The organism is Pseudomonas sp. NPDC089758, from assembly GCF_044748705.1.
GTDB lineage: Bacteria > Pseudomonadota > Gammaproteobacteria > Pseudomonadales > Pseudomonadaceae > Aquipseudomonas > Aquipseudomonas putida_X.
Window position 1 is genome coordinate 153,914 of sequence record NZ_JBIVGN010000012.1, and the last position, 14,940, is coordinate 168,853.

Here is a 14,940-nt window from a genome sequence, read left to right on the forward strand (position 1 = left end):
CACACTCCACGGCAAAAGAACCTGCTGTTTTTTCACAGATGCTCTTGCGGCACCACAACAACGATTAGCCACCTTTTGCCGGCCGCATACGGCCCCGAGGATTACACGATGGACGTCACCGCAACCCTGAGCCTGGGCGATCCACTGGAAGCTGCACGCAAGGCCACCGCCGAGATGCTGCAGACCCGCGAGCGCACCTACTCGCTGCCCCAGCCGTTCTACACCGACGAGCGTCTGTTCCAGATTGACATGCAGGAGATCTTCCACAAGGAATGGCTGATTGCCGGCATGACGTGCGAAATCCCGGCCAAGGGCAACTACATCACCCTGCAGATCGGCAAGAACCCGATCATCGTGGTGCGCGGAAGCGAAGGTAAGGTGCATGCCTTCCACAACGTCTGCCGCCATCGTGGCTCGCGCCTGTGCGTCAACGAGAAAGGCAAAGTGGCAAAGCTGGTCTGCCATTACCACCAGTGGACGTATGAACTGGACGGTCGCCTGCTGTTCGCAGGTACTGAAATGGGCGCCGACTTCGACATGAAAGAGTACGGCCTCAAGCCTGTGAACGTAAAAGTCGCCGGTGGCTACATCTTCATCAGCCTGGCGGAAAACCCACCTGCCATCGACGAGTTCCTGGCCACCCTGGACCACTACATGGAACCGTATGACATGGAGAACACCAAGGTGGCAGTGCAAACCACCTTGATGGAAAAGGCCAACTGGAAGCTGGTGCTGGAAAACAACCGCGAGTGCTACCACTGCTCCGGCTCGCACCCGGAGTTGCTGCAAACTCTGCTGGAGTGGGACGACACCAACGACCCGCGCGCCAGCCAGGAATTCAAGGACCACGTGGCGGCCTCCGCCGCCGCCTGGGAAGCCGAGAAGATCCCGTACCTGCACAAGAGCCATGGCCTGCGTAACCGCATCGTGCGCATGCCGCTGCTCAAGGGCACCGTGTCGATGACCATGGACGGTAAACAGGCGTGTCAGAAACTGATGGGCCGCATCAAGAACCCGGACCTGGGCTCGATGCGCATCCTGCACCTGCCGCACTCGTGGAACCACTGCATGGGCGACCACATGATCGTGTTCACCGTGTGGCCGATCAGCGCCCAGGAGACCATGGTCACCACCAAGTGGCTGGTGCACAAGGATGCCGTGGAAGGTGTGGACTACGACCCTGAGCGCATGCGCAAGGTGTGGGACGCCACCAACGACCAGGACCGCCGCCTGGCCGAAGAAAACCAGCGCGGTATCAACTCCACGGCGTATCAGCCGGGGCCCTACTCGAAGACTTACGAGTTTGGCGTGGTCAACTTCATTGACTGGTACAGCGACCGCGTGTTGGCCAATTTGGGCGCAGAGCCTGCTCCCTACCTGAAAGAGGTGAAGGCTCAGTAACCCGCCCCACCCCGCTGGCACGGCGCATCGCCGTGTCGGCCTCTGATGTCCTGCATAGGCATGTCAGGGGGTGCACTCGGAGTTTGACGGGGACCCCAGCTTCGCCAAGCCTCCGCAGCCGCTCTATAAGCCGAATGTATCCGCGCCCCCAATGCCCTTGCGCTTCCCCATACGTAGGAAGCCCCTTCAACCACCATCCTCGCGCCAGTGACTTCATAGACCGTTTCCCAAGCCACCCTGCCCGCCGACACACCAGGCTGCCCCACCCCCCGCCATACGGCCTGCGCCGCCTCGGCGTTGGAGAAACCACCACCTATTATGTTTCCTAGCGCGTTACCCAGCCCCAGCCGACGGCCAGGGCTGGTCAGCACATTACCTACCCACCCTTGCTCTACACTGTTGAACCCCGTCGCGAACATCCCCATACCTCCTGTGTATACGAAGGCAATGTTAGCTAGCCGGATTCTGTAGTCCGGCGCGTTATAAATGGATTGGGAATGTTGGGCGGCCAGGCGATTGACCACATTTCGGGCCGTCCGGGTAACAGCCCCGCTTAAAGTGACCGCGCTTGAAAATAGGCTGACGCCACTTATCACCGTGCTCAGCCAACTCGCTCCACTGGGGTCTGCCCGGTTGACAGGGTCGCCTCCACAATAGGCGTAGGGATTCAGCCCGCCGATTGAAAATGGGCTGTAAGGATCAGGGGATTGAAAGCGCATCAACACCGGGTTGTAGGCCCGCCGGCCATTACCCAAGTGGTAACAGCCCGTCAGAGGATCGACAGGCTGCCCGGTAAAGGCAAGGAACGCGCCATCGTCCAGTAGGCGGGCACCGTAGGGCAGATAGGGCCTTGAAAGCCCGTCTACACGGGTTCGCGTGGATGTTCGCGGCGCAGGGTGCATGTGAGAGCCCAACTGGTTGTGATACCTCACCTTAACAGCTGCAAGCAATGCTGCTAACTGACAAAAATGACGGGGCGGCAAGACTTACCCACAACATGTAAGTCACCCATTGCAGCGTGCACTTGCACTGCTGTAAGCAAGATTACGAAGCAATTGGTCAATATTTGATCAAAGCAATGAAGCCCTTGGATCTCGTGGGCTACAGGCTACTCCGTACACGTTGTCCACAGAGACACCAACAGAGATTGTGGGCAATCGAGCCAAACGCTGCAATCTGGTTGTGGATAAACGACTTGAAGCCCCGATAGTCCTGCAACTTATCTAATTTGATCGTTTTCTGACCAATTCTCCACACCCCTTGTGTTGCAAGGCTTACAGCTAGTGTCGAACAGATTATCCACAGACCCGCTAACAGCGATTGTGGGCAAATCCACTCGAAGATAGGGCTACCTGAATTTGATAAGCCGGCTCAGACCTGATCAGTTTATGATCAAAGCCCTGGAAGCCTCTATATATATGGCCTCCAGCCATGCACCAACACTTTATCCACACCTTGGCGAACAGATTCCGTGGGCAAAACAGAGTTGCACCTGACGGTTGAGCCAGTTTCGCCATAGCCAGCGGTGCGGTGGGGAACAAGATGGACTTATGCACAGGCAGAAGGTGCATGCAGCAGATCAGGAGTCGTTGTGGGAGCGGGGTTGCCCTGCGAAGCAGCCGCGGTGCATGGCACCGCATGCGCCTGTGTTCATGGGCCGCCCCCACAGCGTGAGGGCGGCCTTGGCGGCGAGCCTGTAGGGCTTCAGCGCAGCACGCCCTCTTCCACCAGCAGCTTGAGGATGGCCTCGGCGCCTTCCTGTGGCGAAACATCCTTCAGCACCTTGCCGCCACCGCCACTGGCCTTGGCGGTCGCCGCCTTCATCCGGTCGGCGCCGCTTTTGGCCTTGATCACCTTAAGCCGCTTGGGCCGTGGCCGTGCCGGCTGCAACTCGGCCTCGGCCAGCAGATCATCCTCGACGATCGCCACATTGCGCGCCGCCAGCACACCCCGGCGCGCCGGCCCGAATGCGCTCTGGCGCGGCTTGGGCGCGGCGTTATCCACAGTCGCCAGCAACGGCAGGCGCACTTTCAGCCGGCGCCGCTGACCACGCGGCAGCGCCTGCAATACCTGGGCGGTGCCGTTTTCAATCGACTCCACCTCGGCCAGCCCCACGATCAATGGCCAGCCAAGCTTTTCGGCCAACAGGAAGGGCAACATGCCCGAGCCCTCACCCGTCTCGGCCTGGCTGCCGGTCAGCACCAGCTGTGCCCCGGCGTCGCGCAGGTAATCGCCCAGCACGCCCAGCACATCGGCTCCGGCGGGCTGCTCCAGCACATCCAGGTGATCCAGGCCCATGCCCAGGTAGGCGCGCAATGCTTCCTCCTGTGGGTCGCCAGCATGCACCACCTGCAAGTTATCCCCAGCCAGCTGCAAACCCAGTTCCACCGCGCGCGCATCCTGCTCAGCGCGCCGGGCCCGGCCGGAGCTAGGGTGGGCCCCGATGGAAACCAGGCTGATCACTTTCGTACTCATGCTCGTGCCCTTATGCCGCGTCGCGCTGGCCGCCGCTGCGGTAGTTGTCCACAGCCTCGATCAGTGCCTTGAGAATCGCCGAGCTGTCGCCAATCACCGACAGGTCGGCCCGTTTGATCATGTCGCAGCCCGGGTCCATGTTGATCGCCACCACCTTGTCGCAAGCGCCGATACCCTGCAGGTGCTGGATCGCGCCCGAGATACCCACCGCCACGTAGACCCGTGCGGTGACCCAGGTACCGGTAGCACCCACCTGGCGGTTACGCGGCATGAAGCCGTCGTCCACTGCCACGCGCGAGGCGCCTTCGGTAGCGCCGAGGGCAGCGGTCGCCTTGTGGTACAGGTCCCAGTCTTTGACGCCATTACCGCCCGAAACGATGAACTCGGATTCGGCCATGGCAATGGTGGCCGGGTCCACGGCCACCGAGCCGAGGTCCTCGATACGCGACAGGCTGCGTGCAACGCTTGTGGACAACTCCACTGGCAGCGCTTCATGGCGGGTTTCGCTGACAGGTTCGGCACATTCCGCCGCAGCCAGGATCAACCGTGGCATGGCGCGTTGCAGGTCCTGCTGGCCCGCGCCGGCACGGCCGATGCACTGGCCGTCCTTGACCTGCCAAACCCGCGTCGCCGGGCGCTCGCCCAAGGCGGCAGCGAAGCGCCGGCCCAGTTCGCCACCACCGGTGCGGCTATCGGGCAACAGCCAGTGGCGTGGCGTGAACTGGTTATCCACAGCCCGCAGCCCTTGCACCAGTTGCTCAGGTGCATAGCCTTCGAACGCTTCACCTTCCATAATCAGCAGGCGATCGACACCGGCTGTGGAAAACGTGCTTTCCTTATGCTCGCCAAACACCACGGCCAACACCGCGCCATCGCTGCCCGCCAGGCTATGGGCAAGGCCGAGCAAGTCACGGTCGTGGCTGCTCAGGCGGCCACCGACCATGTCGGGCACCACGGCGATGTAGAACGCAGGCGCTGCAACCTGATGCAGCGGCAATTGCACTTCGGCCGGCGCGCTACGCCGCCCGCCGCCCCCGGTGCCCTGTTGGGCACCGCTGCGGTCGATACGCTTGAGGCCATTGGGGCCGATGAAACCGGCGGCGATGGCATGCGGATTTTTGCGCGTGAGGCCACTGGGCCCCATCCAGCGAGTCTGTTGCGTCTGTAGCGCCGCATGCAGCGGGTGCAGGCGGTTACGGGCGATCCACTCGGCGCGTGGGTCGCGGCGGATGATGTCGCTCATCAGTGCACCTCCGCAGGTTCACGTTCAACCGTTAGCGACTTTGGGGCCGCGGGCGTTTCCTCTTCGATCAGCACATCGGCTACCAACTCGGCGAGGTCCTTGATCTGTGGGCGCGGTTCGACCACCCCTTCGAGCATCGCAGTGCACTGTGGGCACCCGACCGCCACCAGTTCGGCCTGGGTCTCTCGGATGTCATCCATGCGCATGTCGGGGATACGCTGCTTACCCGGGATGTCGGTGATCGGCGCACCGCCACCACCGCCACAGCAGCGGGAACGGAACCCCGAGCGCTGCATTTCGCGCACTTCGATGCCCAGCGCCTGCAACACTTGGCGCGGGGCCTCATATTCGCCGTTGTAGCGGCCCAGGTAGCACGGGTCGTGATAGGTGACGCTGCCGCCCTTGTGCTGCCCGAGGTTGAGCTTCCCGGCTGCGATCAGCTCGGCGATGTAGGTGCTGTGGTGCTGCACCTGGTAGTCGCCGCCCAGTGCGCCGTACTCGTTCTTCAGCACATGGAAGCTGTGCGGATCGCAGGTGACGATGCGCTGGAACTTGTACTTGGCCAGGGTCTGGATATTGCGTTTGGCCAGTTGCTGGAAGGTCGCTTCGTCACCCAGGCGGCGCGCCACGTCGCCGCTGTCACGTTCTTCCAGGCCGAGCACGGCGAAGTCCACGCCCGAGGCCTTGAGTACTTTGACGAACGAGCGCAGGGTGCGCTGGTTGCGCATGTCGAACGCGCCGTCACCCACCCAGAACAGCACTTCGGTGGTTTTCACGTCAGACAGCAGGTTCAGGTTCAGGTCTGCCGCCCAGTTCATCCGGCCCCCAGGGGCAAAGCCGCCCGGGTTGTCGGTAGCGATCAGGTTATCCAGCACCTCGGCGCCCTTGTTCGGGGTCGCGCCCTTTTCCAGGGTGAGGTGGCGGCGCATGTCGACGATGGCATCGACGTGCTCGATCATCATCGGGCATTCCTCGACGCAGGCGCGGCAGGTGGTGCACGACCACAGGGTGTCGGCGTCGACCAGGCCATTGACGATCGGTTGGTGTGGATTACCGCCGTGTTCACCGATCGGCTTGCCAGGGTACGGGCTGCCGGCGAACGTGGCGTCGGTGCCACCGGCCAGGCCGATGACCATGTCCTGAATGAGTTTTTTCGGGTTCAGCGGCTGGCCGGCGGCGAACGCCGGGCACATCGCCTCACATTTGCCGCATTGCACGCAGGCGTCGAAACCCAGCAGCTGGTTCCAGGTGAAGTCCACCGGCTTTTCCACGCCGAGCGGGGCATTGCGGTCTTCCAGGTCCAGCGGTTTCAGGCCGGTCGAGCGGCCACCGCCAAAGCGTTCGGCGCGGCGGTGCCAAGCCAGGTGCAGGGCGCCGGCGAAGGCGTGTTTCATCGGGCCGCCCCAGGTCATGCCGAAGAACAGCTCCGACACGCCCCACAGCACGCCCAGGCCAAGTATCGCGACCATCACCCAGCCGCCCGTGTTGGCCGGCAGGATGCCGGCTACCGGCAAGGTAGCAATGAAGAAGCTTGCGGCGAACACCAGCAGGCTTTTCGGCAGGCGCATCCACGGGCCTTTGGACAGGCGCGATGGCGGGTTGAGCCGGCGTTTGAAGACGAAGATGGCACCGGTGAACATGATCACGGTGGCCACCAGCAAGGCGTAGCCAAGGATCTTGCTCTGCAGGCCAAAGCCGTGCACTAGGATTGCCAGCACCGCCGACAGCACAAAGCCGCCCGCAGTGGCCACGTGGGTCTTGGACATGTACTTGTCGCGCTCGACCACGTGGTGCAGGTCCACGAGGTAGCGGCGCGGCATGGCCAGCAGGCCGCCGAGAAGATCGACCTTGGAGGCTCGGCCACGCCGCCACATGCGCACCCGGCGCAGGGCGCCGAGCACCGCCAGGCCAAGGGCAGCGAACAGCAGGATGGGTAATAGGGTGTTCAACATGGCAGGCACCTTTTTCAGCTGCAAGCTGCAAGCCGCAAGCTGCAAGCAGAAGCCCGGGGAGCTTCTGCCTACCGCTTGTACCTTGCAGATCACCTCTGCGTTACAGAGTCATTCCCAAGCAACTCTCAAGACTTCAGTTGCAAGCGAAGGCGACAACGATGGCTTCTTCTTGCAGCTTGCCGCTTGAAGCTTGCCGCTGCTTCAGAAGTCCTTGCACAGCCGCAAGGCGTCGTAGATCGCCGCATGCACGTTGCGCTGGGCCACGCAGTCGCCGATGCGGTACAGCAGGTAACCTTCGCCCGGCTGGCTGAGGATCGGCTGTGGCTTGATGGCGAACAGCGCCTCCACATCGATCTGGCCCTTGTTGCGCGAGCCTTCCTTGAGCGCGTAGTACAGTGCTTCGTCAGGACGCACACCGTTCTCGACCACCACTTGGTCGACCACGCGTTCTTCCTTGGCGCCGGTGTATTCGTTCTCCAGCACCGCCACCAGCTTGTCGCCTTCGCGGTAGACCTTTTCCAGCATCATGTCGCCGGTCATGATCACTTCTTTGGGGTACATGCTGCGGTAGTAGGTCGGGAAGGTCGTGCCGCCCATGGCCACGCCCGGCTTGATGTCGTCGGTGACGATCTCGACCTGGCTGCCCTTGTCGGCGATGAAGTCGGCCACCGACATACCGGTGAATTCGCAGATGGTGTCGTACACCAGCACGTTCTTGCCCGGCGCGACCTTGCCGTCGAGCACGTCCCAGCTGCTGACCACCAAGCCTTCGGCAGCGCCCCAGTGCTCGTTCTGCTCCAGGAACGAGTGCCCGCCTACTGCCAGCACGATCACGTCCGGGCGCAGGTCCTCGATGGTGGCCACATCAGCGGCAGTGCCCAGCCGCAGGTCGACCTTCAGGCGCGCCAGCTCCAACTGGTACCAGCGGGTGATACCGGCAATCTGGTCACGCTGCGGCGCCTTGGCGGCGATGGTGATCTGCCCGCCGATCTGGTCCTTCTTCTCGAACAGGGTCACGTCGTGGCCGCGTTCGGCTGCCACGCGGGCTGCCTCCATACCGGCCGGGCCGGCACCGACTACCACCACCTTGCGCTTGACGCCGGTGGTCTTCTCGATGATGTGCGGCACGCCCATGTATTCACGGGAGGTCGCAGCGTTCTGGATGCACAGCACATCCAGGCCCTGGTACTGCCGGTCGATGCAATAGTTGGCACCGACGCACTGCTTGATCTGGTCGATCTGCCCCATCTTGATCTTGGCGATCAGGTGCGGGTCAGCGATGTGCGCACGGGTCATGCCGACCATGTCCACGTAGCCGCCTTCGAGGATGCGCGTGGCCTGGTTCGGGTCTTTGATGTTCTGCGCGTGCAGCACCGGGACCTTGACCACTTCCTTGATGCCGGCTGCCAGGTGCAGGAACGGCTCTGGCGGGTAGCTCATGTTGGGGATGACGTTGGCCAGGGTGTTGTGGGTGTCGCAACCCGAGCCGACCACGCCGATGAAGTCGATCATGCCGGTAGCGTCGTAGTAGGCGGCGATCTGCTTCATGTCCTCGTGGCTGAGGCCATCGGGGTGGAACTCGTCACCACAGATACGCATGCCCACGCAGAAGTCATCGCCGACTTCGGCACGCACCGCCTTGAGCACTTCCAGGCCGAACTTCATGCGGCCTTCGAAGGTGCCGCCCCACTCGTCAGTACGTTTGTTGACCCGCGGGCTCCAGAACTGGTCGATCATGTGCTGGTGCACAGCGGACAATTCGATACCGTCCAGGCCGCCCTCTTTTGCGCGCCGCGCAGCTTGCGCGTAGTTGCCGATCACCCGCCAGATCTCTTCCACCTCGATGGTCTTGCAGGTGGCGCGGTGCACGGGCTCACGGATGCCGGAAGGCGACATCAGGGTCGGCCAGTTGAAACCGTCCCAGCGCGAGCGGCGCCCCATGTGGGTAATCTGGATCATGATCTTGGCGCCATGCTTGTGCATGGCGTCGGCCAGGTTCTGGAAGTGCGGGATGATGCGGTCGGTCGACAGGTTGACCGATGACCACCATTCCTGCGGGCTGTCGATGGCCACCACCGACGAGCCGCCGCAGATCGCCAGGCCGATGCCGCCCTTGGCCTTTTCTTCGTAATACTTCACATAGCGGTCGGTCGTCATGCCGCCGTCAGTGGCGTAGACCTCGGCGTGCGCGGTGCTGAGCACGCGGTTGCGGATGGTCAGTTTGCCGATCTGGATCGGCTGGAACATTGCTTCGAATGCCATGACGCTATCTCCGGCTTACAACGGCTTTGTAACGAACAGGCCATCTTCGTGGCCTTCTTCCGACCCGCCGTAGACCTGCTCGGCCACGGTGCGGATCGAGCTGCCACGGGCAGCGAGAATCTGGTCCATTGCGCCGGCGAACCAGCCGGTGAACATGTAGTCGACCTTACGGCCGCACTTGCCATACACGTACACGAACGCCGAGTGCTTGAGCTTGACGCTGCAGGTGCCTTTGTCCAGGTCGATGTCCTGGATTTCGAACAGGCCCCAGCCACGCTGGGACAGGCGCTTCATGTAGTGCTCGAACACCGCCACGCCTTCCAGGCCATGGCACTCGGCTTCTTTTTCACACCAGTGCCAGGCCGACTTGTAGCCAGCCTTGTAGAGGATCTCGGCGTAGGCGTCGGCGCCCAGCACTTCCTCGATACCCATGTGGTTGTTGACGAAGAAATGGCGCGGCACATACAGCATCGGCAGGGCGTCGCTGGTCCAGACACCGGTTTCGCTGTCGACTTCGATTGGCAATTGCGGGGCGATCTTGGCCATGGAAACTCAACTCCATAAAAATTTTGTGTGATTGCCCCGACGTTGCTGGCCGGGGCCTTGAGGCTTGGAGAGCGGCTTACTCGCCCCAGACGTCCTTGAGGACATTTACCCAGTTCTCGCCCATGATCTTGCGCACCACACGCTCGGAGTGGCCGCGCTTGAGCAAGGTCTCGGTGAGGTTGGGGAACTCGCCGACGGTGCGGATGCCCAGCGGGTTGATGATCTTGCCGAAATTGGTCAGGCGGCGGGCGTAACCCTTGTCGTGGGTCAGGTACTCGAAGAAGTCCTGGCCGTGGCCCTGGGTGAAGTCGGTGCCGATACCGATGGCGTCTTCACCGACGATGTTCATGGTGTACTCGATGGCTTCGGCGTAGTCGTCGATGGTGGAGTCGATGCCCTTGGCCAGGAACGGTGCGAACATGGTCACGCCGACAAAACCGCCATGGTCGGCGATGAACTTGAGCTCCTCGTCCGACTTGTTGCGCGGGTGCTCCTTGAGGCCCGAGGGCAGGCAGTGGGAGTAGCAGACTGGCTTTTTCGACTCCAGGATGACCTCTTCGGAGGTCTTGGAGCCAACGTGGGACAGGTCGCACATGATGCCCACGCGATTCATCTCGGCGACGATTTCGCGACCGAAACCCGACAGCCCGCCATCACGCTCGTAGCAGCCTGTACCGACCAGGTTCTGGGTGTTGTAGCACATCTGCACGATGCCAACGCCCAGCTGCTTGAACACATCCACGTAGGCGATCTGGTCCTCGAAGGCGTGAGCATTCTGGAAGCCGAAGAGGATCCCGGTCTTGCCCAGTTCCTTGGCCTTGCGGATGTCGGCGGTGGTGCGCACCGGCATCACCAGGTCGCTGTTGTCGCGGATAAGCTTCTGGCTCGCAGCGATGTTGTCGACGGTGGCCTTGAAGCCTTCCCAGACCGACACCGTGCAGTTGGCTGCGGTCAGCCCGCCTTTGCGCATATCCTCGAACAGTTCGCGGTTCCACTTGGCGATGATCAAACCGTCGATGACGATGCTGTCGGCGTGAAGCTCGGCTGGGCTCATCAGGCTGTCCCCTTTTATTGAGTGGGTTCGCACCGAACGTTGTGCCGGCGCTTTGGGGCCAGCATATGCCTGTGTCCGCGGGCGCCCCGATGCAAAAACGACAGGGGGTTTGCCGAAAGCGTCAATGCGCGACATGGCGGGTCTGGGACGCCGTCAGGGGATGCGAGACAGTCTCGATAACGACCCTTTTCGGCCGTTGCATGAACATTTGCCCGGGGAGCTATCGCCGAGCCTGCGCCTGAGCGAGAATCTCGGCGATTCAACAGCCTGTTGAGGAGAAACGGATGAAATCAATGGCATGGCTGGTGCTGCTGGCCTTCATGAGCGGGGCCCAGGCCGGTGAGGAAGAAAGCACGCCTTGCGACAATGTCGACACCGACCAGCAGACGTTCGCCTGCGCAGAATTCAACAAGCAGACCGCCGAACGTGAACTGAACTCGGCCTATGACGACATGGTGCAGCGGATGCTCGATCAGTATGGTGATGACGCCGGCCTGCAGTCGCAGATTGAGTCTGCCAGAAAGGTCTGGGCTCAATTGCGCGATGCCGATTGCAAAATCGAAACCCACGGTGAGCGAGCGGGTAGCAAGGCGTTCCAGATAGCCTGGAATAGCTGTATTGCGCAGCGTAGCGATGAGCGATCGGAGTATTTGCGCAGCCTGGGCTCGCAAAACAGTGATGAACCAGCCCCTGAGGATTGACAAGGCACGCGTGCGTGAACGATCAACGCCATAGGAACCCTATGCTGCTGATCAGGCCCTGCTTTCTCGCTGGTGCGTCCAGAGGCCGCAAACGCCAAGCCTGGTTTTGCTCAACCCTGATGCTTGAGCGCTCCCGATCCGTCTCCACCCCCCTGGGCGGGAATTGATCGGGGCTCCTGTTTGCCCTGCTTAGCCCCCCATTCGTGCACCTCTCGAAGATAATCCTTCCACGGCATCAGGCAGGTGTAGTCAAACCGCCCTGATAAGCCGATCTTCCCTTGGGCAACGTTCGTACCGTGCCCGGTAGCAACGGGTGAAGTACGAAGCCGATTCAAACCCACACGCCACCGCCACCTCCAACACGCTCATGTCCGTCTGGCGCAACAACTGCCGCGCCTTGTCCAACCGCAAACGCAGATAAAACCCACTCGGCGTGTCATCCAGGTGCAAGCGGAACAACCGCTCCAGCTGCCGCCGCGTCACCTGCACCGCATCGGCCAGCACCTGGGTATTGAGTGGCTGCTCGGTGTTGCGCTCCATCTCCCCGATCACCTTCACCAGCTTCTTGTTGCTGATGCCATAGCGGCTGGCGATCTGCATGCGCTGGTGGTCCTGGCGCGGGCGGATTCGCCCGAGTACGAACTGCTCGGACACCTGCACCGCCAGCTCACTGCCATGCGCTTGGGCAATCAGGTCGAGCATCAGGTCGATGGAGGCGGTGCCGCCCGCACACGTGATGCGCCGACGGTCGATCTCGAACAGCTCCTGGGTCGCATGCAAGCGAGGGTAGCGCTCTTTGAAGGCGTCCAGCGCTTCCCAATGCAAAGTAGCGCGGTGGCCGTCGAGCAGGCCCGCTTCGGCGAGCACTACGGGGCCGGTATCGATGCCGCCGAGAATCACGCCTTCGTGATCGAGGCGGCGCAACGCCTGCTGCAGCGCCGGGCCATAACACCGCAACGGCTCGAAGCCGGCGACGATCAATAGTATTGCACCCGCCTCCCCTTCCCCCAGCGCACCATCGGCATTCACCGACATGCCGTTACTGGCCGCCACTGCGCCGCCATCCAGGCTCAACACACGCCAGCGGTACGAAGGCCCTTTGAACCGGTTGGCCACGCGCAGCGGCTCCAGGGCACTGATGAAGCCCATGGCCGAGAACCCCGGCAGCAGCAGGAAATGGATCAGTTGCGGCATTGCGTGCTCCACGTCGCAGGTGGTCGCTTCCGTGCAAATGTTGGTCGCCAGGGTGCGATTTTCCACCCTGCCGCCAGCGTAGCGTATTCACACGGTCCGCAGAGGCCGCCCTCAATAACAATATGCACTGCCGATGGAGAGCCACCATGCACAGCTTGATCCGCCGCAGCCTGTTGTCCCTTGCACTGAGCAGCATCGTTGTCACACCGCTTTTCGCCGCCGAACCTGCGGCCTGCAAGAACGTGCGCCTTGGCGTGGTCAACTGGACCGACGTCATCGCCACCAGCGCCATGGCGCAAGTGTTGCTCGACGGCCTGGGCTACCAGACCAAACAGACCAGCGCCTCGCAGCAGATCATCTTCGCCGGCATCCGCGACGAGCGCCTGGACATGTTCCTGGGTTACTGGAACCCGATCATGACCCAGACCATTACACCGTTCATCGATGCCGGGCAGGTCAAGGTGCTCGACCAACCGAGCCTGGAGGATGCCAGGGCCACCCTGGCCGTACCTAAGTACCTGGCCGACAAAGGCCTGAAAAGCTTCGCAGATATCCACAAGTTCGAGAAAGAGCTGGGCGGCAAGATCTACGGTATCGAACCCGGGTCCGGCGCCAACACCCAGATCAAGGCGATGATCGCCAAGAACCAGTTCGGCCTGGGCAAGTTCCAGCTGGTCGAGTCCAGCGAGGCCGGCATGCTCGCCGCAGTCGACCGCGCCGTGCGCCGCAAGCAGGCGGTGGTGTTCTTCGGCTGGGCGCCGCACCCGATGAACGTGAACATCGACATGGTCTACCTGGGCGACAGCCAGGATGCCCTGGGCCCTGACGAGGGCCGCGCCACGGTGTGGACCGTCACCGCGCCGGACTACGCCCAACGCTGCCCCAACGCCCATCGCCTGCTGGCCAACCTGAAATTCAGCGCCGAAGACGAGAGCCGCATGATGCAGCCGCTGCTCGACCACAAGGACGCCCTGGATTCAGCGCGCCAATGGCTCAAGGACCACCCCGAGGACAAGGCGCGCTGGCTTGAAGGGGTCACCACCTTCGATGGCAAGCCTGCGGCGGACAACCTCAAGCTTACCGCCAACTGACAGGGCCTGATCGCCCGCAAACCGGCTCCCCCAGCGTCATCTCCCACCAGGGTTCACCGCGAACCTTGTGGGAGCCGGCTTGCCGGCGATTGGGCCACCACAGACCAGAATAAGGAACCCAACCATGAACCACGACGTCATCATCACCTGCGCCCTCACCGGCGCCGGCGACACAGTCGCCAAGAGCCACCTGGTCCCGGTCACCCCAAAGCAGATCGCCGAGGCCGCCGTCGAGGCCGCCAAAGCCGGCGCCACCGTGGTCCACTGCCATGTCCGTGACCCGCAAACCGGCCGTTTCAGCCGCGACGTGAACCTGTACCGCGAGGTCATGGAGCGCATCCGCGAAGCCGACGTGGACATCATCGTCAACCTCACCGCCGGCATGGGTGGCGACCTGGAAATCGGCCCGGGCGAGTCGCCCATGGCGTTCGGCCCCGGCACCGACCTGATCGGCCCGCTGGAGCGCCTGGCCCACGTCGAAGCCCTGCTGCCGGAGATCTGCACGCTCGATTGCGGCACCCTCAACTTCGGCGACGGCAACGCCATCTATGTTTCCACGCCGGCGCAATTGCGCGCCGGCGCCAAACGCATCACCGAGCTTGGCGTGAAGGCCGAGCTGGAAATCTTCGACACCGGCCACCTGTGGTTCGCCAAACAGATGATCAAGGAAGGCCTGCTGGACGACCCGCTGTTCCAGCTGTGCCTGGGCATCCCATGGGGCGCGCCGGCCGATACCACCACCATGAAGGCGATGGTCGACAACCTGCCAGCCAATGTCACTTGGGCCGGCTTCGGCATCGGCCGCATGCAAATGCCGATGGCTGCGCAGGCCGTGCTGCTGGGCGGCAACGTGCGGGTCGGCCTGGAAGACAACCTGTACCTGGACCGCGGCGTGCTGGCCAGCAACGGCCAGCTGGTGGAACGCGCTGCCGAGATCATTACCCGCATGGGCGGCCGTGTACTCAGCCCGGCAGAAGGCCGGGAAAAAATGAACCTCAAGCGCCGCTGATTCCTTCAGGAG

Annotated in this window: 12 protein-coding genes; 4 read left to right on the forward strand and 8 right to left on the reverse strand. The window is 62.5% G+C overall.

Features of this window, described 5'->3' with window-relative positions:
• The first annotated feature begins 108 nt into the window (after window positions 1-108).
• On the forward strand, window positions 109-1,401 hold the full coding sequence (gene gbcA, locus ACIPZH_RS17595; RefSeq protein ID WP_241805609.1) for a glycine-betaine demethylase subunit GbcA: 1,293 nt from the start codon (window positions 109-111) through the stop codon (window positions 1,399-1,401).
• Here gbcA and ACIPZH_RS17600 read toward each other — a convergent pair.
• The 7 genes from ACIPZH_RS17600 to ACIPZH_RS17630 all read right to left on the reverse strand — a co-directional run bounded on the left by ACIPZH_RS17600 (window position 1,395) and on the right by ACIPZH_RS17630 (window position 10,933).
• A complete protein-coding gene (locus tag ACIPZH_RS17600; RefSeq protein ID WP_400637089.1) occupies window positions 1,395-2,303 on the reverse strand; it encodes an RHS repeat-associated core domain-containing protein in 909 nt (302 codons plus the stop codon). The two genes, gbcA and ACIPZH_RS17600, sit on opposite strands and share 7 nt — an antisense overlap.
• An 802-nt stretch (window positions 2,304-3,105) precedes the next feature.
• Window positions 3,106-3,876: an electron transfer flavoprotein subunit beta gene (locus tag ACIPZH_RS17605; RefSeq protein ID WP_019096849.1), complete on the reverse strand. Its 771-nt coding sequence runs from the start codon at window positions 3,874-3,876 to the stop codon at window positions 3,106-3,108.
• A gap of 10 nt (window positions 3,877-3,886) precedes the next feature.
• On the reverse strand, window positions 3,887-5,119 hold the full coding sequence (locus tag ACIPZH_RS17610) for an electron transfer flavoprotein subunit alpha/FixB family protein (protein ID WP_400637091.1): 1,233 nt from the start codon (window positions 5,117-5,119) through the stop codon (window positions 3,887-3,889).
• Window positions 5,119-7,071 carry a dimethylglycine demethylation protein DgcB gene (gene dgcB, locus ACIPZH_RS17615; protein ID WP_400637093.1) on the reverse strand — a complete coding sequence of 651 codons (1,953 nt, stop codon included), beginning with the start codon at window positions 7,069-7,071 and terminating at the stop codon, window positions 5,119-5,121. The genes ACIPZH_RS17610 and dgcB overlap by 1 nt, the downstream gene beginning before the upstream one ends.
• A gap of 201 nt (window positions 7,072-7,272) precedes the next feature.
• The gene (gene dgcA, locus ACIPZH_RS17620) at window positions 7,273-9,333 is read right to left on the reverse strand and encodes a dimethylglycine demethylation protein DgcA (RefSeq protein WP_400630088.1); all 2,061 of its coding nucleotides are present in this window, start codon (window positions 9,331-9,333) and stop codon (window positions 7,273-7,275) included.
• A 15-nt stretch (window positions 9,334-9,348) separates the two neighbouring features.
• Complete coding sequence (locus ACIPZH_RS17625; protein WP_012316656.1) at window positions 9,349-9,879, reverse strand: DUF5943 domain-containing protein; 531 nt, start codon at window positions 9,877-9,879, stop codon at window positions 9,349-9,351.
• A gap of 76 nt (window positions 9,880-9,955) precedes the next feature.
• Window positions 9,956-10,933 carry a dipeptidase gene (locus ACIPZH_RS17630; protein ID WP_003257506.1) on the reverse strand — a complete coding sequence of 326 codons (978 nt, stop codon included), beginning with the start codon at window positions 10,931-10,933 and terminating at the stop codon, window positions 9,956-9,958.
• A 284-nt stretch (window positions 10,934-11,217) separates the two neighbouring features.
• Here ACIPZH_RS17630 and ACIPZH_RS17635 point away from each other — a divergent pair, with 284 nt between their 5' ends.
• Window positions 11,218-11,634, forward strand: coding sequence for a lysozyme inhibitor LprI family protein (locus ACIPZH_RS17635; RefSeq protein ID WP_241805600.1), 417 nt, complete (start codon window positions 11,218-11,220; stop codon window positions 11,632-11,634).
• Between the two features lie 249 nt (window positions 11,635-11,883).
• On the opposite strand, the gene ACIPZH_RS17640 is transcribed toward ACIPZH_RS17635, so the two are convergent.
• Window positions 11,884-12,828 (reverse strand): GlxA family transcriptional regulator, encoded by a 945-nt coding sequence (locus ACIPZH_RS17640; RefSeq protein WP_400637095.1) that lies wholly within the window; start codon window positions 12,826-12,828, stop codon window positions 11,884-11,886.
• 146 nt (window positions 12,829-12,974) lie between these two features.
• Between ACIPZH_RS17640 and choX the strand changes: the two genes are divergently transcribed.
• The gene (choX, locus tag ACIPZH_RS17645) at window positions 12,975-13,919 is read left to right on the forward strand and encodes a choline ABC transporter substrate-binding protein (protein ID WP_400637097.1); all 945 of its coding nucleotides are present in this window, start codon (window positions 12,975-12,977) and stop codon (window positions 13,917-13,919) included.
• Window positions 13,920-14,043: 124 nt separating this feature from the next.
• Window positions 14,044-14,928: a 3-keto-5-aminohexanoate cleavage protein gene (locus ACIPZH_RS17650; RefSeq protein ID WP_400630081.1), complete on the forward strand. Its 885-nt coding sequence runs from the start codon at window positions 14,044-14,046 to the stop codon at window positions 14,926-14,928.
• Window positions 14,929-14,940 lie beyond the last annotated feature (12 nt).